This is a genomic window from Klebsiella sp. 141240 (assembly GCF_050600805.1).
GTDB lineage: Bacteria > Pseudomonadota > Gammaproteobacteria > Enterobacterales > Enterobacteriaceae > Klebsiella > Klebsiella aerogenes.
In genome coordinates this window covers 37,272-58,887 of the sequence record NZ_JAQIRK010000022.1, presented here as the reverse complement: position 1 = coordinate 58,887, position 21,616 = coordinate 37,272, and the positions used below count along the sequence as shown (strand labels likewise).

Below are 21,616 nucleotides of genomic sequence, written 5' to 3'. Positions count from 1 at the left end.
ACAACGTCCAACTTTGTCGTTTTAGCCACTACCGGAACGGGGTAATGGCGTATTGGTTGTATTGGGCGAGCGTATCCTGACGGATGCGTCGGTATTTCACAAACGATTTAACACAGCATTTACACGAAAGTTGTCTCAGGAAAAATAGCAATTTTCTATAGGTTGCACTCCCTCACGTTTTTACGGGTTGCACCTGAAAAAACTGTTAAGCAACGCAGATAAATACGTTATTTGAATGAGGCTATTTATTGGAAAATCTTATCAAGGCTATTAACAATTCATTCATTTCTCAGCTTGCTAGCCAGGTCACAATTAACAAGGTTGCACAAAGTTGCAACATGGGTGATATTTCTACGCAACCAATAAAAGGGCATTACATAGCTAACAGGAGTTCCCGCAATGGGCACCACCACCATGGGTGTAAAACTTGACGACGCCACGCGCGAACGCATTAAGTCCGCCGCGAGCCGTATTGACCGCACGCCGCACTGGCTGATTAAGCAAGCCATTTTCAACTATCTGGAAAAGCTGGAAAACGACGAGACGCTGCCGGAACTGCCGGCGCTCCTCTCCGGCGCCGCCAATGAAAGTGATGAAGCAGGCGCTCCGGCGGACGAGCCGTATCAGCCGTTCCTCGAATTCGCCGAACAAATCCTGCCGCAGTCGGTCAGCCGCGCGGCGATCACCGCGGCCTGGCGTCGCCCGGAAACCGATGCGGTACCGATGTTGCTGGAACAGGCCCGTCTGCCGCAGCCGTTAGGCGAACAGGCGCACAAGCTGGCTTACCAACTGGCGGAAAAACTGCGGAATCAGAAAACCGCCAGCGGCCGCGCCGGGATGGTGCAAAGCTTGCTGCAGGAATTCTCACTCTCCTCACAAGAAGGCGTGGCGCTGATGTGCCTGGCCGAAGCGCTGCTGCGTATTCCGGATAAAGCCACCCGTGATGCGCTAATCCGCGACAAAATCAGCAACGGCAACTGGCAATCGCATATCGGCCGTAGCCCGTCGCTGTTCGTCAACGCCGCCACCTGGGGCTTGTTGTTTACCGGGAAACTGGTGTCGACCCATAACGAGACCAGCCTCTCCCGCTCGCTGAACCGCATTATTGGCAAGAGCGGCGAACCGCTGATCCGCAAAGGCGTCGATATGGCGATGCGCCTGATGGGCGAGCAGTTCGTCACCGGGGAAACCATCGCCGAAGCGCTGGCCAACGCCCGCAAGCTGGAAGAGAAAGGGTTCCGTTACTCCTACGATATGCTCGGCGAAGCCGCGCTGACCGCCGCCGATGCGCAGGCCTACATGGTCTCTTATCAGCAGGCGATCCACGCCATCGGTAAAGCCTCCAACGGCCGCGGCATTTATGAAGGTCCGGGTATCTCGATTAAACTCTCCGCGCTGCACCCGCGCTACAGCCGCGCGCAGTATGACCGGGTCATGGAAGAGCTCTATCCGCGCCTTAAATCGCTGACGCTGCTGGCGCGCCAGTACGACATCGGTATTAACATCGACGCCGAAGAGGCCGATCGTCTGGAGATCTCCCTCGATCTGCTGGAAAAACTGTGCTTTGAACCGGAATTGGCCGGCTGGAACGGAATCGGCTTTGTTATTCAGGCCTACCAGAAACGCTGCCCGTTTGTGATTGATTCGCTGATCGACATGGCGACCCGCAGCCGCCGTCGCCTGATGATCCGCCTGGTGAAAGGCGCCTATTGGGATAGCGAAATCAAACGCGCGCAGATGGAAGGCCTCGAAGGCTATCCGGTTTATACCCGTAAGGTCTACACCGACGTTTCTTATCTCGCCTGCGCCAAAAAGCTGCTGGCGGTACCGAACCTGATTTATCCGCAATTTGCTACCCATAACGCCCACACGCTGGCGGCTATCTACCAACTGGCTGGACAAAACTACTATCCTGGCCAGTATGAATTCCAGTGCCTGCACGGCATGGGCGAACCGCTGTATGAGCAGGTCGTGGGCAAAGTCGCCGACGGCAAACTAAACCGTCCGTGCCGTATCTACGCGCCGGTCGGTACCCATGAAACGCTGCTGGCTTATCTGGTACGTCGTTTGTTGGAAAACGGCGCCAATACCTCCTTCGTTAACCGTATCGCGGATAATACCCTGCCGCTGGACGAACTGGTGGCCGATCCGGTCAGCGCGGTAGAAAAACTGGCGCAGCAGGAAGGCCAGGCCGGCCTGCCGCATCCGAAAATTCCGTTGCCGCGCGATCTCTACGGTAACGGCCGCAGCAACTCCGCCGGTCTGGATCTGGCTAACGAACACCGACTGGCCTCCCTCTCCTCTTCGCTGCTTAACAGCGCGCTGCACAAATGGCAGGCGCTACCGATGCTGGAGCAGCCGGTGGCCGAAGGCGAAATGCAGCCGGTCATCAACCCGGCAGAACCGAAAGATATCGTCGGCTACGTGCGCGAAGCCAGCGATGCCGAAGTGCAGCAGGCGCTAACCAGTGCTATCAATAGCGCGCCAATCTGGTTCGCCACCCCGCCGCAGGAACGCGCCGCCATTCTTGAGCGCGCCGCCGTGTTGATGGAAAGCCAGATGCCGACCCTGATGGGGATCCTGGTACGCGAAGCTGGCAAAACCTTCAGCAACGCCATTGCTGAAGTGCGCGAAGCCGTCGACTTCCTGCACTATTATGCCGGTCAGGTGCGTGACGATTTCGATAATGAAACCCACCGCCCGTTAGGTCCGGTCGTCTGTATCAGCCCGTGGAACTTCCCGCTGGCGATCTTCACCGGCCAGATTGCCGCGGCGCTGGCGGCAGGCAACAGCGTGCTGGCCAAACCGGCCGAGCAGACGCCGCTTATCGCCGCGCAAGGCGTGGCGATTCTGCTGGAAGCCGGCGTGCCGCCGGGCGTGATTCAACTGCTGCCGGGCCGCGGGGAAACCGTCGGCGCCGCGCTAACCTCAGATGAACGCGTACGCGGCGTAATGTTTACCGGTTCGACCGAAGTAGCGACGCTGCTGCAGCGCAACATCGCTAACCGCCTTGATGCGCAGGGCCGTCCGACACCGCTTATCGCGGAAACCGGCGGTATGAACGCGATGATCGTCGACTCGTCGGCGCTCACCGAGCAGGTGGTGATCGACGTACTGGCCTCGGCTTTCGACAGCGCCGGCCAACGCTGTTCTGCCCTGCGCGTGCTGTGCCTGCAGGAAGAAGTAGCCGACCATACGTTAACCATGCTGCGCGGCGCAATGAGCGAATGCCGGATGGGTAATCCGGGTCGCCTGACCACCGATATCGGCCCGGTAATCGACGCGGAAGCCAAAGAGAATATCGAACGCCATATTCAGGCGCTGCGCGCGAAAGGCCGCAATGTCTTCCAGGCGGTACGTGAAAATAGCGAAGATGCCCGCGAATGGAATCACGGTACGTTCGTCGCGCCGACACTTATCGAACTCGAGAGCTTCGACGAACTGAAAAAAGAGGTCTTTGGCCCGGTTCTGCACGTGGTGCGCTATAACCGTAACGAACTGGATAAGCTGGTCGAGCAGATTAACGCCTCCGGCTACGGTCTGACCCTCGGCGTGCATACCCGCATCGACGAAACCATCGCTCAGGTCACCGGCAGCGCGAAAGTCGGCAACCTGTATGTTAACCGCAATATGGTTGGCGCGGTGGTCGGCGTACAGCCGTTCGGCGGCGAAGGGTTATCGGGTACCGGCCCGAAAGCCGGCGGCCCGCTGTACCTGTATCGCCTGCTGTCCAGTCGCCCGCAGGGCGCGGTCGGCGTCACTTTCGCCCGCCAGGATGCGGAGCGTCCGCTGGACGCCCAGTTGAAAACGCTGCTGGAAAAACCGCTGCAGGCGCTGCAGCAGTGGGCGGCAGGCCGTCCTGAACTGCAGGCGCTGTGTCAGCAATACAGCGAGCTGGCGCAAAGCGGCACCCAACGTCTGCTGCCAGGACCAACCGGCGAGCGTAATACCCTGACGCTGATGCCGCGCGAACGCGTATTGTGCGTGGCGGATAACGAGCAGGACGCGCTGATTCAGCTGGCGGCGGCGATGGCGGTTGGCTGTGAAGTGCTGTGGCCGGATAGCGCCCTGCAGCGCGAACTGGCGAAGAAACTGCCGCGTGAGGTCAGCGAGCGGATTCATTTTGCGAAAGCGGATCAGTTGACCAGCCAGGCTTTCGACGCGGTCATTTATCACGGTGATTCCGATCAGTTGCGCGAGCTGTGTGAGCAGGTGGCGGCGCGCGACGGGGCGATTGTATCGGTGCAGGGCTTTGCCCGCGGCGAAACCAATCTGCTGCTGGAGCGCCTGTATATCGAGCGTTCGTTGAGCGTCAACACCGCCGCGGCAGGCGGTAACGCCAGCCTCATGACCATCGGCTAAAACGGGCTCCCCGGTGGCGCTACGCTTACCGGGGCTACATAACCCCGCCAAAGGGTAGCCCGGATGAGGCGCTGTGCGCCGTCTTCCGGGAAATCTACGGCGTGTTCAACTAATGACAGCCGACGTCAGCTGTGCTTAATTAAGGCTCCCGGATGGGAGCTTTTTTTATGGGAGTAGAACGATGAAACGCACTTTAATTGCCGTGGCTGCCCTATTAGCCAGCGGTGCGGCGTGGGCGGATGACTGCAGCAACGCCAACACGCAAACCGAAATGAATCAGTGTGCCGCCGCACAATATCAGGCGGCCGATAAAAAGCTGAATGAGACCTGGCAGCAGGCGCTGAAACGCGCCTCCGGCCAACAGCTGGAATTGCTGAAAAAAGCCCAGCAGGCGTGGATTTCGCTGCGTGACGCCGATTGCGCGTTTCTCGCTTCCGGCGCGGAAGGCGGCAGTATGCAACCGATGCTGATAAGCCAGTGTATGACCGATAAGAGCGTCGAGCGCGAAGCCTTCCTCGCCTCGCTGCTTCAGTGCGAAGACGGCGACCAAAACTGCCCGCTGCCGCCGGCCAATTAACGTACGCGGATCCCTTCGATAATCATCCGCTGCACGTTATCCACGGTTTGCTGGAAAAACAACTCATCCTGCAGCGTTGCGCCGGTCACCGCCTCCACCTGAGTGGCAAAATCGGCGTAATGCTGCGTCGTCGCCCAGATCATAAAGATAAGGTGCTGCGGATCGACCGCCGCCAGCTTGCCGCTATCAATCCATGACGAGATTATCGCCGACTTTTCATCTATCAACGCCTTTAGATCGCCGGTCAGTTCGCCCATCAGCAGCGGCGCCCCCTGCAGCATCTCCAGACAGAACAGCCTGGAGGCCTGAGGATGATCGCGCGATACCTCAAGCTTGAGGCGAATATATTCGCGGATCGCCACCAGCGGACTGATATCTTCGCGAAATGCCCGCAGCGGCGCCAGCCAGATGGCGAGGATCCGCTGCAGCACGGCAACGTACAGCGCCTCTTTTGACGGGTAGTAATAGAGTAAATTGGTTTTCGACACCCCGGCCAGTTCAGCGACCTGCTCCAGTCGCGTACCGTGAATGCCGAACTGCGAGAAGGTCTCCAGCGCAGCGGCCAGAATGGCCTCTTTTTTGGCGCTCACCGCCTGTGAACGCTTGCCGGTTTTTTTCACGGCGCCCTGTGCCATACGTCTTCTCCTTCGGTAGTCGTCTTCAGCATAGCAAAAGCCCCTCGCCGACACGACCCTGCGCACTCCGATCGCGCATGACTGCCGTTTTTTCGTGCACTGATTTTGACCATTCAGTCCACATTTTTACCTTCAAATCCAGCAACCATTACGCAACACATTAATAACAAAACCTTTTTTAAAACTGGCATTACCTTTGCTTTATTTCTTCTGCGAGGTGGTTCGGGGAGAGGCAGGATGCCGCACCGCGCGATTTCATCTTCCATGACGACAGAGAGGTAGTTATGAAAATCGGTGTTTTCGTTCCCATTGGTAATAACGGCTGGTTAATTTCCACCCATGCACCGCAGTATATGCCCTCCTTCGAACTGAATAAGGCGATTGTGCAGAAGGCCGAGCACTACCATTTCGACTTCGCGCTCTCCATGATCAAACTACGCGGCTTCGGAGGGAAGACCGAGTTCTGGGATCACAACCTGGAATCGTTCACCCTGATGGCCGGTCTGGCAGCGGTGACGTCGAAGATAGAGATTTATGCCACCGCCGCGACGTTGACGCTCCCTCCGGCCATCGTCGCCCGCATGGCCTCGACTATCGACTCTATCTCCGGCGGACGTTTTGGCGTGAATCTGGTGACCGGCTGGCAAAAACCGGAATATGACCAGATGGGGATCTGGCCCGGCGACGAATACTTCGCCAGCCGCTATGACTACCTGACAGAATACGTTACGGTTCTGCGCGATCTGTGGGGCACCGGGCGCAGCGATTTTAAAGGTGATTACTTCACCATGAACGACTGCCGGGTTAGCCCACGGCCCTCGCAGCCGATGAAGGTTATCTGCGCCGGGCAAAGCGACGCCGGCATGGCATTCTCCGCCCAACACGCCGACTACAACTTTTGCTTTGGCAAAGGGGTTAATACCCCCGCCGCCTTCGCGCCCACCGCCGCACGTATGATGCAGGCGGCGGAAAAAACCGGTCGCGACGTCGGCTCCTACGTGCTGTTTATGGTGATCGCCGACGAAACCGACGAAGCGGCCCGCGCTAAATGGGAACACTACAAGGCCGGCGCGGATGACGAGGCGCTGGCATGGCTGACCGAACAGAGCCAGAAAGATACCCGCTCCGGCAGCGATACCAACGTCCGCCAGATGGCCGACCCCACCTCCGCGGTCAACATCAATATGGGCACCCTCGTCGGCTCTTATGCCAACGTCGCCCGTATGCTCGATGAGGTGGCAGCGGTCCCCGGTACCGACGGCGTACTACTGACCTTCGATGATTTCCTGCAGGGCATTGACGCCTTCGGCGAACGTATTCAGCCGCTGATGCGCTGCCGTGACCACATTGCTCCCATTAACCGCGAGGTGGCCTGATGATGATTACCCTTCCCGCTCGCCCGGAATCGCTGACCTTGTCGCCGCAGCACAGCGCGCTGATCGTGGTCGATATGCAAAACGCCTATGCAAGCCACGGCGGATACCTGGATCTCGCCGGTTTTGACGTCTCCGCCACCCGGCCGGTTATCGATAATATTAATCTCGCGGTGGCCGCCGCCCGCGCCGCCGGCATGTTAATCATCTGGTTCCAGAATGGCTGGGACGAACAGTATGTGGAAGCCGGCGGTCCCGGCTCGCCGAATTACCATAAATCCAACGCGCTGAAGACCATGCGCCAACGTCCCGAACTGCAGGGTAAATTACTGGCGAAAGGCGGTTGGGATTATCAACTGGTTGATGAATTGCGGCCGCAGGAGGGCGATATCGTCCTGCCGAAACCGCGCTACAGCGGTTTCTTCAATACCCCGCTCGACAGCATTTTACGCAGCCGCGGTATTCGCCACCTGGTGTTCACCGGCATCGCCACCAACGTCTGCGTCGAATCGACGCTGCGCGATGGCTTCTTTCTCGAATACTTCGGCGTGGTGCTGGAAGATGCTACCCATCAGGCAGGCCCCGCCTTCGCGCAACAGGCGGCGTTGTTCAACATTGAAACCTTTTTCGGCTGGGTCAGCGATGTCGGTAGCTTCTGTCGTGCCATAGAAGGCGCCGCCCCGCTCGCTTTTACCGAGGAGAAACGCTATGCCTAAACAGGTGATTATTCCCCCGGGCACCGCTACGCCGATTGCCCCCTTTGTTCCTGGGACGCTCGCCGACGGGGTGGTATATGTCTCCGGCACTCTGCCGTTTGATAAGCAAAACAATGTGCTCTACCCCGGCGACCCAAAAGCGCAAACCCGTCACGTGCTGGAGATTATCAAAAGCGTTATCGAAACGGCGGGGGGCAGCATGGCGGATGTGACCTTCAACAGTATCTTTATCACCGACTGGCAAAATTACGCCGCGATTAACGAGGTCTACGCCGAGTTTTTCCCCGGTGATAAACCGGCGCGTTTCTGTATTCAGTGCGGGCTGGTGAAACCCGATGCGCTGGTGGAGATTGCCAGCGTCGCCCATATCGGTACTCCAACATGATGAGGCTCAATATTGCCCCGTCGCCGTGGCCCGGCGCGCCGGTGGTGGTGCTGAGCGCCGGTCTTGGCGGCGCTGGCGCGTACTGGCTGGCGCAGCGGGCGGCGCTGGCACAGCATTATCAACTGGTGTTCTATGACCATAACGGTACCGGGGAGAACCGCGGCCCGTTGCCGGAAAATTACAGCATGGCGACGATGGCGCAGGAGCTGTTCAGCGCCCTGCAGGCGGCGGGCATCATGCGCTTCGCGCTGGTTGGCCACGCCCTGGGGGCGCTGATTGGGATGCAATTAGCGCTCGACTATCCGCGCGCGGTCAGCGCGCTGGTGCTGGTTAACGGTTGGCTAACGCTTTCCCCGCATACCCGCCGCTGCTTTCAGGTTCGCGAACGCCTGCTGCATGCCGGCGGCGCTCAGGCGTGGGTCGAGGCTCAACCGCTGTTTCTCTATCCGGCGGAGTGGATGGCGGCCCGCCTGCCGCGTCTCGAAGCTGAAGACGCGTTGGCCATTAGCCATTTCCAGGGCAAGGAGAATTTACTGAAACGGCTGCAGGCCCTGAAACAGGCGGATTTTTCGCGCCGCGCGGCGGCTATCGCCTGCCCGACGCTCATCATCAGCGCCGCCGACGACCTGTTGGTACCCGCCTCCTGCTCGCGAATGCTGCAGGCGTCTATCCCCAATAGCCGACTCGTGGAAATGGCCTGGGGCGGCCATGCCTGTAACGTTACCGACAGCGAGACGTTTAACCCCCTTTTATGCGACGGACTGGCGGCCCTGCTGCCGGTCGCCGAGGAGAATATATGAGCGAAGCAATCAACCAAAAGGCTTGCGAGACGCTATTCACCCACGCCCGAACCTACAACGGCTGGCGCGAACAGGCGGTTAGCGATCGGCAACTGCAGGAGATTTACGACTTGATGAAAATGGGGCCGACCTCGGCCAACTGTTCACCGGCGCGAATCGTTTTTGTGCGCAGCGCCGAGGGCAAAGCGAAACTCCGCCCAACGCTCTCCAGCGGCAATATGGAAAAAACCATGCAGGCGCCGGTCACCGCCATCGTGGCCTGGGATAGCGCGTTTTACGACCGCTTGCCCGCGCTGTTTCCCCACGGCGACGCCCGGAGCTGGTTTACTTCCAGCCCGCAGCTGGCCGAGGAAACCGCCTTTCGCAACAGCTCGCTGCAGGCGGCGTATCTGATTTTCGCCTGCCGCGCGCTGGGCCTCGACACCGGTCCGATGTCGGGGTTCGACCGCGAGAAAGTCGATGCGGCGTTTTTCGCCGACAGCGGCTGGAAAAGCAATCTGCTGGTGAATATCGGCTATGGCGACCCCGACAAACTGTACGACCGGCTGCCGCGCCTGAGCTTTGATGAAGCCTGCCTGCTGGTATAAGGAGACGATAATGAACCTAGCGGATCGACAAAGTTTTCGCGACGCCATGGCCCACGTCGGCGCGGCGGTGAACATTATCACCACCGAAGGACCTGCCGGGCGCGCCGGTTTTACCGCCAGCGCGGTCTGCAGCGTAACCGATACCCCGCCGACGCTGCTGGTATGTCTCAACCGTTCGGCGTCAGTCTGGCCGGTATTCAGCGAACATCAAACCCTTTGCGTCAATACCCTCTCGGCAGGGCAGGAGACATTATCGAATACTTTTGGCGGCAAAATCCCGATGGCGGAACGTTTCGCCGCCGCCGACTGGCAAACCGGCGCGACCGGCTGCCCGCGGCTGAAAGAGGCGCTGGTCAGTTTCGACTGCCGCATCGACCAGCGGCTGCAGGTCGGCACCCATGACATTCTGTTTTGCCAGGTCGTGGCCATCACCCGCCAGCAGGAACCGCGCGGTTTGATGTGGTTTGACCGCAGCTACCACACGCTTATGCGGCCCGTTTGTTAACCTCTCACCCGGGATATCATCATGGCACTCTTCAATTTTCCTCGCTGGCAGTTGACCTCCCCCGCCGCGGATGCCGGCGTTGTCGCCCCGGATGAACGTCTATCCGCCGGGCAAACGCTGATCATGGGCGTTCAGCACGCCGTGGCAATGTTTGGCGCAACCGTATTAATGCCTTTATTGATGGGGCTTGATCCGAACCTGGCTATCCTGATGTCGGGAGTGGGCACTCTGCTGTTCTTTGTCGTCACCGGCGGCCGGGTACCGAGCTATCTTGGCTCCAGCGCCGCCTTCGTCGGCGTGGTCATCACCGTGACCGGCTTTACCGGTCAGGGGTTGAATCCTCATCTCAGCATCGCCCTCGGCGGTATTATCGCCTGCGGGCTGCTCTATACCCTGATCGGTCTGGTGGTGATGAAAATCGGCACCGGCTGGATAGAGCGTCTGATGCCGCCGGCGGTAACCGGCGCGGTGGTGATGGCGATCGGTCTTAACCTGGCGCCGATTGCCGTGCACAGCGTTTCCGCCAATGCCTTCGACAGCTGGATGGCGATGCTGACGGTGCTGTGTATCGGCGCCGTCGCGGTGTTTACCCGAGGACTGCTGCAGCGTCTGCTGATCCTGATGGGGCTTATTATCGCCTGTGCGCTCTATGCGCTGCTGGCCAACGGATTCGGTCTTGGCAAACCGCTGGATTTTGCCCCTGTCGCTCAGGCGGCATGGTTTGGGGTCCCGCACTTTACTTCGCCCACCTTTGACACCCAGGCGATGCTGCTGATTGCGCCGGTGGCGATTATTCTGGTGGCGGAAAACCTGGGGCATTTGAAGGCCGTCGCGGGAATGACCGGGCGTAATCTGGATCCCTGGATGGGGCGCGCGTTTGTCGGCGACGGGCTGGCGACCCTGCTTTCCGGCGCCTGCGGCGGTAGTGGCGTCACCACCTATGCGGAGAATATCGGCGTCATGGCGGTAACCAAAGTCTATTCAACGCTGGTGTTTGTCGCCGCGGCGCTGATCGCCATCCTGCTCGGCTTTTCGCCCAAGTTCGGCGCCCTGATTCATACGATCCCAGGCCCGGTAATAGGCGGCGCGTCAATCGTGGTTTTTGGTTTGATTGCGGTCACCGGGGCGCGGATATGGGTGCAGAATCGGGTCGATCTCAGCCAGAATGCGAATTTAATCATGGTGGCGGTGACGCTGGTTCTGGGCGCAGGCGATTTTACCTTGTCGTTGGGGGGCTTTCGCCTGGGCGGGATTGGCACGGCGACTTTCGGCGCTATTCTACTGCATGCGTTGCTTAACCGCCGCCAGCATCAGGAAAAGGTGGCGAAAGCCACTACGGTATAACGTGAGTATTGGTTCGCCCCGGCGGCGCGGCTGCCGGGGCGAAAATTAGGGCTCGCGCCGATCCGCGAGCTCTGGTGCTTCCTCCGCCACGATCTGCGGCCGCGATTTTTTCTTCCACTTCAGCTCGCTGACCAGCACCCCGGCGAGAATAAACAGACAGCCCACCAGCGCCAGCAGCGGCAGACGCTCGCCGGCGATACGACCAAACACGCCAGCCCAAACCGGCTCGCCGGTGTAAATCAGCGTCGCCCGCGTCGGCGATACGCTACGCTGCGCCCAGTTCATGGTGACCTGAATAATGGCGCTGAAAATCCCCAGTCCCAGCGCGACGGCCAGCAGTTCCGGGCGCATCGGCGGGATAGACTCCCCTGCCGGGCCCATCGCGGCAAAAGCCACCAGCGAGGCAGTCGCCAACTGTACCACCGTCACCCGGCGCACATCGACCTGACGCGCCCACGCGCTGATTAAAATGATCTCGGCAGCGATAGCCACCGCGCTTGCCAGGGTAATCATTTCGCCAATCCCCAAAGCCAGCAGGTTGTTTTCCGGCCCCGCCAGCAGGATCAGCCCGATAAACGCCAGCACGATGCCCACGCAAGACATGACGCCGGGCATGCGCCCCAGACAGAGCCACTGCAACAGCGGCACCAGCGGCACATACATGGCGGTAATAAACGCCGATTTACTGCTGGAGATGGACTGTAAGCCCCAGGTTTGCAGGCTGTATCCGAGCGCAATCGCTACGCCAATCGCCACACCGGCCTTAACCTCAAGCCAGGTCAGGCCGCGTAGCGTACGCAGCGACAGTAGCGCCACCGCCAGCGCGGCGGTGGCGAAGCGCAGGCCGACGAAGAAAAACGGCCCGCTAAAGCTCACGGCGTATTGTACGGCAAGAAAGGTACCGCCCCAGAACATGGTGATCACAATCAGGATCAGTTCCTGCGGCGTTATCGAGAGTTTGAGCGAAGACATGAGGCGACCAATAGCAAAATATAGCTAATCAGTTTCGCAGGCGCTTCAGGCTAAAAGCAACACTCATTGACAAAAAAACCGCCGACATACGTCGGCGGCGAGGGTGATGCGGCAGGGTCGGGGGAGATTAACACCGCATCATTAAAGACAGTCCCGGCTAGCTATTGCGATTACCGTGACTATTTTTACCCCCTTTTTTGCCAGCTTCCGAGGCGCGTTGAGGATCGTTTTTAAAGTTCCCCCCGCTGTGCTGGCCACCTTTACGACCTGCTTCTGATGCTCTGGCACGATCTTCGGCAAAGTTGCCGGAACCGCCACGATGGTTTGCCATTACTGACCTCCATTGGGTTTGACATCATATTGCATTAGGTGAGTTCAGGGCCTAAGCCCCCGCGACATATGGCATGGCCATTATGCATCGCGTGCTTATAAGCGTAGTAAATGAAACTCATTCCCTGGAAAAATAGTCACATCCCGCAACATTTAATCGTTAAAACCAGACGCCAGCCGCCAGCGCAACCGCTAAGCATTTCTTCTCACAGCTGAAATCAGCCCTGCGTAAAATGTATCTATTTGCTACGAGGTATGTTGCAAATTAATCTTTGCCATTTTGTTATAAATCAAACAAATGTTTGTTGGATTTGCACTCTGCGCCACAGGTCTTATCTTTATAGATAGCCAGTCGTTTGGCTGGACAATTACGCAACCGAGGAGTGATGCAAATGGCTAAAATTCTGGTGCTTTATTATTCCATGTATGGACACATCGAAACCATGGCTCATGCCGTTGCCGAAGGGGCAAATAAAGTTGACGGCGTTGAGGTGGTTGTGAAGCGCGTGCCGGAAACTATGCAGGCTGAAGCGTTTGCCAAAGCAGGCGGGAAAACACAAAATGCGCCCGTCGCCACGCCGCAGGAACTGGCGGAGTATGATGCCATCATCTTTGGTACCCCTACCCGTTTCGGCAATATGTCGGGACAGATGCGCACCTTCCTGGATCAGACCGGCGGCCTGTGGGCGTCTGGCGCGCTGTATGGCAAAGTCGCCAGCGTCTTTAGTTCAACCGGTACCGGCGGCGGCCAGGAGCAGACAATTACCTCAACCTGGACTACCCTTGCCCATCATGGGATGATCATTGTGCCGATTGGCTACGGCGCGCAGGAGCTGTTTGATGTCTCCCAGGTGCGCGGCGGCACGCCGTATGGCGCAACCACCATCGCAGGCGGCGACGGCTCCCGTCAACCAAGCCAGGAAGAGCTGGCTATCGCTCGCTATCAGGGTGAACACGTCGCCAATGTGGCTGTGAAATTACACGGCTAACCTTTAACAGGAGGAGTTGCATGCCGAACCAAGAAGCGAAGGCCCACCACGTGGGCGAATGGGCAAGCTTACGTAATACCTCTTTGGAAATCGCCGAAGCCATTTTCGAACTCGCGAATTACGATGAAAAGCTGGCGGAGAAAATTTGGGAAGAAGGCAGCGATGAGGTGCTGTCGCGAGCTTTCGCCAAAACCGACAAAGACAGCCTCTTCTGGGGCGAACAGACCATCGAACGTAAAAACGTCTGACGACGATCGCCTAATGCGGGCTTCAGGCCCGCATATTCCCGTATAAAGGTGGTCATAACTGACCTTACCTGAAGCCCTCCCCCTGACAACATTATGAATGTTGCCGGGCATGGTTATTGATTGCCTCGTTTAGACGATCGTCATTTAAAGCGTATTATGGTTGCCGGTTATGAGGCGCGCAGACCGTGAAAGACACCTTTCCGGGATCGGCAGTATATAAAAATTGCCATTATCCTTGTCAATCATCCCATAAAAAATAACATCGCCGAGATTTGCAACAACTCGTAAAGTGCTATATTCAAAGTACTGCATTTTCCCCGTACTGGTGACTATCTTTCCCAGGCCGTCAATACAGTTCAACTCTACGCTCCTGGTGCTGCGCAATGAGCGCATACTGCGCTTTATTAACACATTAGCCCTTATTGCAGTAAGACATCTAAGCGTAAACTTCCTGTATTTAACGCACCTTGCTAAATAGGTTTTATAACAATAATCCTGCAATCGGTGTTTGTATTTTTTAAAGACAACAATAACCATCGGAAATACAATTAAAAATGCGAGCACAGATTCAACGGAGTAACCACGAAGCTTAAAAGAAATAATAAATGAGGTAAAAATTGAGATGGTCATCACAACATTAAATCGGCGTGCAAACTTACCCTTGTCGGCAACCTTGAACCATTTTGTGGTTTTTGTGTTTTGTATATTATACTTCAGAAAATATCTTAAATAGTTTTTCAGCAAGTAAGCTTTAATTGTACGAACCTCAGCTTTAGTAAGCTTATAATTAGCGCTTGAATATATCACCCATGAATCATTCATAATCTTCCATAATATAATTTTATTGTTTCGCATACCCTCTGCATTTCTCAATAAATTATGTGCATCCTTGCCGCAAATATCAACACATTAACGTAAAGACTATCCTGGAAATAATTTTCAGCATAATGCCATCAAGCATAAACCCGGATTGCTCCGGGTTTTTTGTTCTATTTTGCCGCCTCGTTCATGACCTTTTTGAACGTCTCCAGCGGGCAGAATCCCTGATCGTCTACCGGACAACCGTTAAGCGCCAGCGTGACCCGCTGCGGTGGGGATTGTAGGCTCAGGGCATCCGCGTTGCGCAGTTGTTCAGTGCTTTGATAGACATACTCAATCTTCATTAAATCGCGATTGCTGCCGCTATCGTGCCAGCGTTGGAACAGCAGCTTGCCGCCGATGGGGGTGCGCTCATACTGGCCCGGTAACTGGTAGGGTTTAAAGTCCAGCGCCGTCAGCAGCGAAGCGATATTGGAATCATGCCCGACCAGCAGCGTTACCTTCGCCTTACCGGCGCCATCGCCCACCAGCGCATTATCAATATATTTGACCAGCGGCTTAGCGACGTTGCGCGCCACTTCCGCGGAAGTAAACAGGCTGTCCTGATAGCCGTTTTTCAGCTTCGACAACACCTGCCACTGCTTATCGCTGGCAATTTCGCCCCACGCCACCTGATCCTTCGGAAAACCTTCGTAGTACTGCAAGGTGAAGGCGTCGACCAGCGAGTTGCCGACCTTCAGCGGCCCGGAGACGCCCGGCTCCTGCTGATATTTGGCGCTAAAGGTATCTTTACCGTCGCTAAGTGAGCAGACATGCTTTTCTTTACAGGATGGCGAATTACGATAGTCGGTCATCTCTTCCAGTAGTTTGTAGCTCTCAGCGAGCTGCATCCCCTGACGCTCTTTCTCCATCGACTGCACCGCTTTTTGCGCGAATTCGGCTGAATCGTCGGTAATGACCGGGTTGAAAGTGGGATCCATGGTTCCCATCTGCGGCTGATGATGCACAGGCACCCCGCAGCCCGGGAAAGCGCCGGTGATAAAGAACTGCGCGGTTGCGACGGTCCGCTGCAGGCTATTGGCGTAGGCGTAAACCGCATTCTCCGGCGGGCACTCGCCGCTGGTCACCAGCTTCTGCTGCGCCAGCCACTCACGCATATAGTGGCCCATATAGACTTCCAGCACGCCGCCTTTGGTGGTCAACTGGCCGCCAGGCACATCCCACTGCGGCCAGGATTTTGGCGTCGACTGCTCGAGTACGCTGCCGTTATTGGCTAGCGGAGCGCGCAGGTTGTGGCGGCTCATGATCAACACCTGTTGCAGCTGATACCCCTCTGGCGCAGCGGCGTCCTGCGCCTGGGCGCCGGCGGATAACAATACGGCCCCGGCCACCGCGGCGGCAAGTAGACTTTTTTTCATCCCTTCATCCTCAGTCATTTATTATCATCGCCATCATTGTGACGGATTTATGACATTTTTGCGGGCAATGGCTCACAAACTGAGGCGTCGGTCGCTTTTTGTCGCAGAGGGAGAGGAGAAAGCGGCTACCTATTCCGGTAATGGCACCGCCGCCAACGTACAAATCGCTTCATGTTCGCCGCCCCTGCGGTCAACCATCACTACTTTATCGCCGGCCTTTTTACCTTCGCAGGGCTTTAACACCTGCTCGACAATTCGTTCGCGAACCTGTTGGCTTTCCGACTGCGCCCAACTGGCAAAAGCCGTCAGCATAAGCGCCGAAGCACACAGGCCGGCGAGACTTTGTTTAAACATGCATTACTCTCAGAAAATTCTCATTCAACAGTTAGCGTAACAGCCGCAGCCCCGTTCGTCTGTAAAATGACTTAACGGAGTGTTACATCCAACGCTAAGACTCCTACAGAGCGGCGCAAACACATTAACACCACCAATACTTTAACATAACGAGCCATACCAGATGCCTCTGGCACTTTTAGGTCATCTTTCGGAAACATCCCGATGTTATCGTCTTCGTGAGGCGTTATTTTTTCTTCTGTTTAAACAAATCATTAGGTTAATTTATGTCGGGTTTTGTGCTCTTTATCGTGGCGATTGCTCTACTGGGAGTCGCCGTTTACAGTCTGGTGTCCTATATCAAAGAACGTCGCGCCGCTCAGCTGCCAACCGATAAAAAAAAGAAATAATTCCCCTTTGCCAATCTTTACACCTGGGCTGCGTAACAAACAGAGAAGGCAGGCTTAGCGCCTGCCTTCTCTCCTGCTATCACTAAAAGTTAAGACTCCCAAGCCTGTTCCGCCTTTGTTGCATCAAACTGCGGCGGCGGTTTACGGAAACGGCGGGTCAGGTAAGTGAGATAAAGCAATCCCAGCGCGGCCCACACCAGACCTAACGTCAGCGAGGTCGCCTCAAGGTTCAACCACAGCACCCCCACGGTTAATGCGCCTACCATCGGCAACAGCAGATAATGGAAGCGATCTTTCCAGGTTTTGTTATAACCCTTGCGCCGCCAGAAGTGGTTGTATACCGAGAGATTAACGAAGGTAAAGGCCACCAGCGCGCCGAAGTTGATTAGCGCCGTCGCGGTCACCAGGTCGAAGAACAGCGCCGACAGCGCGACGATGCCCACCATAATCACGTTGAGCGCAGGGGTTCGCCATTTCGGATGCACATAGCCGAAAATGCGCTCCGGGAAGACGTTATCGCGCCCCATCACGTACAGCAAGCGCGACACGCTGGCGTGCGACGCCAGGCCCGATGCCAGGGTATTAACAAAAGTGGTGCACAGGAAAATCGACTGGAACAGCTTGCCGCCGACGTAGAGCGCAATTTCCGGCAGCGCGGCGTCCGGATCTTTAAAGCGATGGATATCCGGGAAGAACAGCTGCATAAAGAACGAGGCGACGATAAAAATAATGCCGCCGTACATTGCGGTAAGGAAGATGGCCTTCGGGATCACCCGCGCGGCATTCGGGGTTTCTTCTGAAAGCGTGGTAACGGCGTCAAAGCCGAGGAACGAGAAGCAGACAATCGTCGCGCCGGTAATAATCGGGATCAGATGCGCATTCTCGCTGATGAACGGCTGCAGCGACCAGACGGTACCCACACCCTCGCCTTTATGCAGCCCTTGTACCACCAGAACCACAAACACCACCATGATGGAGATCTGCACCAGCACGAACAAAGTATTGAAGTTGGCCACCAGGTTGACGCTTTTCAGATTCGCCGCGGTCAGAATGGCGACAAAGGTCACCACCCACACCCACGGCGGCACTTCCGGAAACAGCGCGGAGAGGTAGATCTTCGCCAGCAGGACGTTAATCATCGGCAGGAACAGATAGTCCAGCAGTGAGGACCAGCCGACCATAAAACCGATATGCGGGCTAATTGATTTTTGCGCATAGGTGTAGGCCGAGCCCGCTTCCGGGAACTGGCGCACCAACTTGCCGTAGCTGATAGCGGTGAACAGCACCCCTGCCAGCGCCAGCAAATAAGAGGCTGGAACGTGGCCATTACTGATACCGGAAACGATGCCGAAGGTATCAAACACCGTCATTGGGGTCAGGTAAGCCAGCCCCATCATCACCACTTGCCACAGTTTGAGCGATTTACGCAGACGCGGTTTTCCCGCCTGAGCGGCGTTTTCTGCAGGAAGATTAGTAGCCATGACGCATTCCCCCCATGCCGACGACAGTTTGCGGGCACAAAGACCGGGTAACAAACCTGCTTAGCAAGGGGGTAAGACGTAAATAAAAGGGTAAGACGGACCGATGAACGGCGGTAAGTTGGCATCCAATGCGGCCAAAGAGGCCCCCTTCTCCCTGCGGATATTTGAACATCTGCATCATCTCATTTCCTCGTCACACACTGTGTCGTTAACTGAAGCCCCGTTGCCGCCTACGCTCCTTAACGCGACATCCGGGAAATGGCTGGGCTCCCAGCAAAAAGGACGACCAGGCTCCGCTCAGGCCGTATGATGCTACCGGTTAAACTAATGCGCCCCTTTCGGGGCGAACATCAGGCGTTTTTCAACATCCACTCAATTTCGGTTTCTGTGATAAGACGCTCAAACTGCAGTAACTCATCATTCTTACAGGCGTGGTAAACGTGGCAGAAACGCTCGCCAAGACGCTCCCGCAGATGATCGTTTTGCATAAACTCCCACAGCGCATCGCTCTGGCGGATCGGGAACGGCAAGCCTTCTTGTTCCAGACCATTACCTTCCACCTCTTCCTGCAGCGGCAGCGGATTATCCAGCCCGTGCAGGATACCGGCGAAAATCGCCGCCATCACCAGATACGGGTTGGCGTCCGCCCCGGCCACGCGGTATTCAACGCGGTGGTTATGCCGATCGCCACACGGAATACGCAGCGCTACCGTACGGTTGTTATGCCCCCATGACGCCTGGGTCGGCACATACATGCCCGCCTGGAAGCGACGATACGAGTTCACGTTCGGTGCCAGCAGCGCCATCGACGCCGGCATCAGGTCAATCATCCCGGCCAGCACGCGTTTCAGCAGGGCTGAATCCTCGCCGTCCGCATCCGCCAGCACGTTTTCACCTTTATTGTTTTGCATGCTGATATGGATATGCATCCCGCTACCCGCATGCTCTTCATAGGGTTTCGCCATAAAAGTGGCGTGCATCTTATGCTTCTCCGCCATTAAACGCACGAGACGTTTTAATGCCAGCGCATCATCGCACGCATCCAGCACGTTATCGGTGTGGTGGAGGTTGATTTCGAACTGCCCTGGAGAGGCTTCGGCCACCGCGCCATCCGCCGGGATCAGCTGTAACTGGGCCAGTTCATCAATATCATTCAGTACATCGGCAAAATGGTTGAGGTTATCAACGGAATAGACCTGGCTTTGGGTATTGCGGTCGTCGGTGCCGGGCGCGCACGGCGGCTGCAGGTAGCCCTCGGCATCGCGTTTGCGATCGAGTAAATAGAACTCCAGCTCTACCGCTACCACGGGGAACAATCCGCGCTGGCGGAGCTGCTGCCAGAGGCGGTTGAGTACGTTCCGCGGCTCAACGTCAAAGGGAGCGCCATCTTCATCAACCATGGTCAACAGGACCTGCCCGATGTATTCCGGATCGGCGGCCGAAGGGGTCAACGTACCCAATACCGGGACGCAGCTACGGTCCGGTTCGCCCATATCCTGGCCAAGCCCGGCCTCTTCCACCACGTTGCCGAGAATATCCATCGCGAAAACGGATGCCGGGAAGTAGCAGCCTTTCTCCAGCTTGCTGAGGCTGGCAACCGGGATGCGTTTGCCGCGAAAGCAGCCGTTCAGGTCTGTGAGAAGTACATCGACATACTGAGTATTGGGGTAGGTTTCGAGGTAGCGCTTCACTTCTTTAGCGAACGCGCTTACCCGTCTCTCTTCCGTCTGCTGAACAAAATTCTCAACTTCTACGATATTGGTATCCATGATTCACCGCCGTTGTTTTAGTTTTCGGACCCTGACTGAAAATGTCAAATATAATGTCCACCCTTCGAATGTGTATGCAAACAAAATGTTTGTCAAATGTTAAATTAAGTTTGCAAACGGCTATTTCCACTGCTAGATTGAGAAAATATTGAACGATATGGCCGTTTATCAGCCACTGGCGGTCATAATTTAGTCCACTTTGTGAGGGCGATCATGGAAAATATAATGTACAAGCCAGTTATTGGCGTCGTGATGTGTAGAAACAGGCTTAAGGGTCACCAGACCCAGACTCTGCAAGAAAAGTACCTGAATGCCATTGTTAACGCTGGCGGACTGCCGATTGCCCTGCCGCACGCGCTGGCCGAGCCGGAACTGCTGGATGCGTTAGTCGATAAACTGGACGGGATCTACCTGCCAGGCAGCCCCAGCAACGTGCAGCCGCACCTTTATGGTGAAAACGGCGATGAGCCTGACGCCGACCCCGGGCGTGATCTTCTGAGCATGGCGCTAATTAACGCCGCGCTCGAAAGGCGCATCCCCATTTTCGCCATCTGCCGAGGGCTGCAGGAACTGGTTGTCGCCACCGGCGGGACTCTGTATCGTCGTCTGTTTGAACAGCCGGAACTGCTGGAGCATCGCGAAGATCCTGAACTACCGGTGGAGCAGCAGTATGCGCCGTCCCACCAGGTGGAGGTGCAGGAAGGAGGTTTACTTTCTCAGTTAATACCGGGCTGCAACACGTTTTGGGTAAACTCGCTACACGGCCAGGGCGCAAGAACGCTGGGTTCGCGTCTGCGCGTGGAGGCCCGTTCACCGGATGGGCTGGTTGAGGCGGTCAGCGTCAACGACCACCCTTTCGCGCTGGGCGTACAATGGCATCCTGAATGGAACAGTAGCGAATACGCCCTGTCGCGTATGTTGTTTGATGGTTTTATCACCGCCTGTCAGAACCATGTCGCCGAAAAGCGGCGGCTCTGACCACTACAGTTAAGGAAATGCAAATATGAGCGATGACGGACTGGCGCCAGGGAAACGTCTGTCAGAGATCCGCCAACAGCTGGGTCTTTCACAGCGTCGTGCCGCCGAACTGTCTGGGTTAACACATAGTGCCATCAGCACCATAGAGCAGGACAAAGTCAGTCCTGCCATCAGTACGCTGCAAAAGCTGCTGAAAGTATATGGGCTGTCGCTCTCGGAATTCTTTTCTGAACCCGAAAAGCCGGATGAACCGCAGGTCGTCATTAATCAGGACGATCTTATCGAAATGGGGAGTCAGGGCGTTTCAATGAAACTGGTTCATAACGGAAATCCGAACCGTACGCTGGCGATGATTTTTGAAACTTACCAGCCTGGGACCACAACCGGGGAGAGAATTAAGCATCAGGGTGAGGAGATAGGCACCATACTGGAAGGTGAGATCGTGCTGACGATTAACGGTCAGTCGTACCACCTGGTGGCTGGACAGAGCTATGCCATTAATACCGGCATCCCTCATAGCTTCAGCAACACCTCGGCAGGTATCTGCCGCATTATCAGTGCCCATACCCCCACCACATTCTGATT

22 protein-coding genes are annotated in these 21,616 nt (G+C 56.5%); 14 read left to right on the top strand and 8 right to left on the bottom strand.

The window, feature by feature from the left end; genetic code table 11:
* Positions 1-399 precede the first annotated feature (399 nt).
* Both putA and PGQ95_RS23785 read left to right on the top strand, forming a co-directional pair.
* Positions 400-4,362 (top strand): trifunctional transcriptional regulator/proline dehydrogenase/L-glutamate gamma-semialdehyde dehydrogenase, encoded by a 3,963-nt coding sequence (putA, locus tag PGQ95_RS23790; protein WP_430919573.1) that lies wholly within the window; start codon positions 400-402, stop codon positions 4,360-4,362.
* A 181-nt stretch (positions 4,363-4,543) separates the two neighbouring features.
* Complete coding sequence (locus PGQ95_RS23785) at positions 4,544-4,939, top strand: lysozyme inhibitor LprI family protein (protein WP_087858034.1); 396 nt, start codon at positions 4,544-4,546, stop codon at positions 4,937-4,939.
* Here the strand turns inward: PGQ95_RS23785 and rutR are convergent.
* Complete coding sequence (rutR, locus tag PGQ95_RS23780; RefSeq protein ID WP_015367241.1) at positions 4,936-5,574, bottom strand: HTH-type transcriptional regulator RutR; 639 nt, start codon at positions 5,572-5,574, stop codon at positions 4,936-4,938. The genes PGQ95_RS23785 and rutR overlap by 4 nt on opposite strands.
* A gap of 284 nt (positions 5,575-5,858) precedes the next feature.
* Between rutR and rutA the strand changes: the two genes are divergently transcribed.
* The 7 genes from rutA to rutG are packed head-to-tail and all read left to right on the top strand — an operon-like array spanning position 5,859 to position 11,284.
* Positions 5,859-6,950 carry a pyrimidine utilization protein A gene (rutA, locus tag PGQ95_RS23775; protein ID WP_087858035.1) on the top strand — a complete coding sequence of 364 codons (1,092 nt, stop codon included), beginning with the start codon at positions 5,859-5,861 and terminating at the stop codon, positions 6,948-6,950.
* Positions 6,951-6,952: 2 nt separating this feature from the next.
* Positions 6,953-7,663, top strand: coding sequence for a pyrimidine utilization protein B (gene rutB / locus PGQ95_RS23770; protein ID WP_213317069.1), 711 nt, complete (start codon positions 6,953-6,955; stop codon positions 7,661-7,663).
* Positions 7,656-8,048, top strand: a complete 393-nt coding sequence (gene rutC / locus PGQ95_RS23765; protein WP_020079164.1) for a pyrimidine utilization protein C — start codon at positions 7,656-7,658, stop codon at positions 8,046-8,048. The genes rutB and rutC overlap by 8 nt, the downstream gene beginning before the upstream one ends.
* A complete protein-coding gene (gene rutD, locus PGQ95_RS23760) occupies positions 8,045-8,848 on the top strand; it encodes a pyrimidine utilization protein D (RefSeq protein ID WP_430919570.1) in 804 nt (267 codons plus the stop codon). The genes rutC and rutD overlap by 4 nt, the downstream gene beginning before the upstream one ends.
* Positions 8,845-9,435 carry a malonic semialdehyde reductase gene (locus PGQ95_RS23755; RefSeq protein ID WP_430919568.1) on the top strand — a complete coding sequence of 197 codons (591 nt, stop codon included), beginning with the start codon at positions 8,845-8,847 and terminating at the stop codon, positions 9,433-9,435. The genes rutD and PGQ95_RS23755 overlap by 4 nt, the downstream gene beginning before the upstream one ends.
* 10 nt (positions 9,436-9,445) lie before the next feature.
* Complete coding sequence (gene rutF / locus PGQ95_RS23750; protein ID WP_430919566.1) at positions 9,446-9,940, top strand: NADH-dependent FMN reductase RutF; 495 nt, start codon at positions 9,446-9,448, stop codon at positions 9,938-9,940.
* 21 nt (positions 9,941-9,961) lie between these two features.
* Complete coding sequence (gene rutG, locus PGQ95_RS23745) at positions 9,962-11,284, top strand: pyrimidine utilization transport protein G (protein ID WP_430919564.1); 1,323 nt, start codon at positions 9,962-9,964, stop codon at positions 11,282-11,284.
* 45 nt (positions 11,285-11,329) lie between these two features.
* Here rutG and PGQ95_RS23740 read toward each other — a convergent pair whose 3' ends face one another.
* Both PGQ95_RS23740 and PGQ95_RS23735 read right to left on the bottom strand, forming a co-directional pair.
* A complete protein-coding gene (locus tag PGQ95_RS23740; RefSeq protein WP_113374225.1) occupies positions 11,330-12,256 on the bottom strand; it encodes a DMT family transporter in 927 nt (308 codons plus the stop codon).
* Between the two features lie 157 nt (positions 12,257-12,413).
* Positions 12,414-12,587, bottom strand: coding sequence for a general stress protein (locus tag PGQ95_RS23735; protein WP_015367250.1), 174 nt, complete (start codon positions 12,585-12,587; stop codon positions 12,414-12,416).
* Between the two features lie 391 nt (positions 12,588-12,978).
* Here PGQ95_RS23735 and wrbA point away from each other — a divergent pair, with 391 nt between their 5' ends.
* Both wrbA and PGQ95_RS23725 read left to right on the top strand, forming a co-directional pair.
* A complete protein-coding gene (gene wrbA, locus PGQ95_RS23730; RefSeq protein WP_015367251.1) occupies positions 12,979-13,575 on the top strand; it encodes an NAD(P)H:quinone oxidoreductase in 597 nt (198 codons plus the stop codon).
* Between the two features lie 20 nt (positions 13,576-13,595).
* Positions 13,596-13,823 (top strand): YccJ family protein, encoded by a 228-nt coding sequence (locus PGQ95_RS23725; protein WP_015367252.1) that lies wholly within the window; start codon positions 13,596-13,598, stop codon positions 13,821-13,823.
* Between the two features lie 144 nt (positions 13,824-13,967).
* Here the strand turns inward: PGQ95_RS23725 and PGQ95_RS23720 are convergent, their stop codons facing one another.
* The 3 genes from PGQ95_RS23720 to PGQ95_RS23710 all read right to left on the bottom strand — a co-directional run bounded on the left by PGQ95_RS23720 (position 13,968) and on the right by PGQ95_RS23710 (position 16,414).
* Positions 13,968-14,645, bottom strand: a complete 678-nt coding sequence (locus PGQ95_RS23720) for a hypothetical protein (protein WP_430919562.1) — start codon at positions 14,643-14,645, stop codon at positions 13,968-13,970.
* A 167-nt stretch (positions 14,646-14,812) separates the two neighbouring features.
* Positions 14,813-16,060 (bottom strand): bifunctional glucose-1-phosphatase/inositol phosphatase, encoded by a 1,248-nt coding sequence (gene agp / locus PGQ95_RS23715; protein WP_430919560.1) that lies wholly within the window; start codon positions 16,058-16,060, stop codon positions 14,813-14,815.
* A 129-nt stretch (positions 16,061-16,189) separates the two neighbouring features.
* Positions 16,190-16,414: a hypothetical protein gene (locus tag PGQ95_RS23710; RefSeq protein ID WP_213793822.1), complete on the bottom strand. Its 225-nt coding sequence runs from the start codon at positions 16,412-16,414 to the stop codon at positions 16,190-16,192.
* Between the two features lie 266 nt (positions 16,415-16,680).
* On the opposite strand from PGQ95_RS23710, the gene PGQ95_RS23705 reads away from it, so the two are divergent.
* A complete protein-coding gene (locus PGQ95_RS23705) occupies positions 16,681-16,803 on the top strand; it encodes a small membrane protein (protein WP_072251592.1) in 123 nt (40 codons plus the stop codon).
* A gap of 89 nt (positions 16,804-16,892) precedes the next feature.
* Here PGQ95_RS23705 and PGQ95_RS23700 read toward each other — a convergent pair whose 3' ends face one another.
* Entirely contained in the window at positions 16,893-18,284 is a 1,392-nt protein-coding gene (locus tag PGQ95_RS23700; RefSeq protein WP_430919558.1) for an APC family permease, read from the bottom strand.
* 350 nt (positions 18,285-18,634) lie between these two features.
* Complete coding sequence (locus PGQ95_RS23695) at positions 18,635-20,053, bottom strand: glutamine synthetase family protein (RefSeq protein WP_087858047.1); 1,419 nt, start codon at positions 20,051-20,053, stop codon at positions 18,635-18,637.
* Between the two features lie 225 nt (positions 20,054-20,278).
* Here PGQ95_RS23695 and puuD point away from each other — a divergent pair, with 225 nt between their 5' ends.
* Both puuD and puuR read left to right on the top strand, forming a co-directional pair.
* Positions 20,279-21,031: a gamma-glutamyl-gamma-aminobutyrate hydrolase gene (gene puuD, locus PGQ95_RS23690; protein WP_213793830.1), complete on the top strand. Its 753-nt coding sequence runs from the start codon at positions 20,279-20,281 to the stop codon at positions 21,029-21,031.
* A gap of 25 nt (positions 21,032-21,056) precedes the next feature.
* Positions 21,057-21,614, top strand: a complete 558-nt coding sequence (puuR, locus tag PGQ95_RS23685) for an HTH-type transcriptional regulator PuuR (RefSeq protein WP_002898590.1) — start codon at positions 21,057-21,059, stop codon at positions 21,612-21,614.
* Positions 21,615-21,616 lie beyond the last annotated feature (2 nt).

Bases quoted from the DNA above. Each gene is read 5' to 3' on its own strand.
- PGQ95_RS23785 (WP_087858034.1), top strand. From the start codon at position 4,544: ATGAAACGCACTTTAATTGCCGTGGCTGCCCTATTAGCCAGCGGTGCG.
- putA (WP_430919573.1), top strand. From the start codon at position 400: ATGGGCACCACCACCATGGGTGTAAAACTTGACGACGCCACGCGCGAA.
- rutB (WP_213317069.1), top strand. From the start codon at position 6,953: ATGATTACCCTTCCCGCTCGCCCGGAATCGCTGACCTTGTCGCCGCAG.
- rutG (WP_430919564.1), top strand. From the start codon at position 9,962: ATGGCACTCTTCAATTTTCCTCGCTGGCAGTTGACCTCCCCCGCCGCG.
- PGQ95_RS23710 (WP_213793822.1), bottom strand. From the start codon at position 16,414: ATGTTTAAACAAAGTCTCGCCGGCCTGTGTGCTTCGGCGCTTATGCTG.
- PGQ95_RS23740 (WP_113374225.1), bottom strand. From the start codon at position 12,256: ATGTCTTCGCTCAAACTCTCGATAACGCCGCAGGAACTGATCCTGATT.
- PGQ95_RS23700 (WP_430919558.1), bottom strand. From the start codon at position 18,284: ATGGCTACTAATCTTCCTGCAGAAAACGCCGCTCAGGCGGGAAAACCG.
- rutA (WP_087858035.1), top strand. From the start codon at position 5,859: ATGAAAATCGGTGTTTTCGTTCCCATTGGTAATAACGGCTGGTTAATT.
- wrbA (WP_015367251.1), top strand. From the start codon at position 12,979: ATGGCTAAAATTCTGGTGCTTTATTATTCCATGTATGGACACATCGAA.
- agp (WP_430919560.1), bottom strand. From the start codon at position 16,060: ATGAAAAAAAGTCTACTTGCCGCCGCGGTGGCCGGGGCCGTATTGTTA.
- rutR (WP_015367241.1), bottom strand. From the start codon at position 5,574: ATGGCACAGGGCGCCGTGAAAAAAACCGGCAAGCGTTCACAGGCGGTG.
- rutC (WP_020079164.1), top strand. From the start codon at position 7,656: ATGCCTAAACAGGTGATTATTCCCCCGGGCACCGCTACGCCGATTGCC.
- PGQ95_RS23695 (WP_087858047.1), bottom strand. From the start codon at position 20,053: ATGGATACCAATATCGTAGAAGTTGAGAATTTTGTTCAGCAGACGGAA.
- PGQ95_RS23735 (WP_015367250.1), bottom strand. From the start codon at position 12,587: ATGGCAAACCATCGTGGCGGTTCCGGCAACTTTGCCGAAGATCGTGCC.
- PGQ95_RS23705 (WP_072251592.1), top strand. From the start codon at position 16,681: ATGTCGGGTTTTGTGCTCTTTATCGTGGCGATTGCTCTACTGGGAGTC.
- rutD (WP_430919570.1), top strand. From the start codon at position 8,045: ATGATGAGGCTCAATATTGCCCCGTCGCCGTGGCCCGGCGCGCCGGTG.
- rutF (WP_430919566.1), top strand. From the start codon at position 9,446: ATGAACCTAGCGGATCGACAAAGTTTTCGCGACGCCATGGCCCACGTC.
- puuR (WP_002898590.1), top strand. From the start codon at position 21,057: ATGAGCGATGACGGACTGGCGCCAGGGAAACGTCTGTCAGAGATCCGC.
- PGQ95_RS23725 (WP_015367252.1), top strand. From the start codon at position 13,596: ATGCCGAACCAAGAAGCGAAGGCCCACCACGTGGGCGAATGGGCAAGC.
- PGQ95_RS23720 (WP_430919562.1), bottom strand. From the start codon at position 14,645: ATGAATGATTCATGGGTGATATATTCAAGCGCTAATTATAAGCTTACT.
- puuD (WP_213793830.1), top strand. From the start codon at position 20,279: ATGTACAAGCCAGTTATTGGCGTCGTGATGTGTAGAAACAGGCTTAAG.
- PGQ95_RS23755 (WP_430919568.1), top strand. From the start codon at position 8,845: ATGAGCGAAGCAATCAACCAAAAGGCTTGCGAGACGCTATTCACCCAC.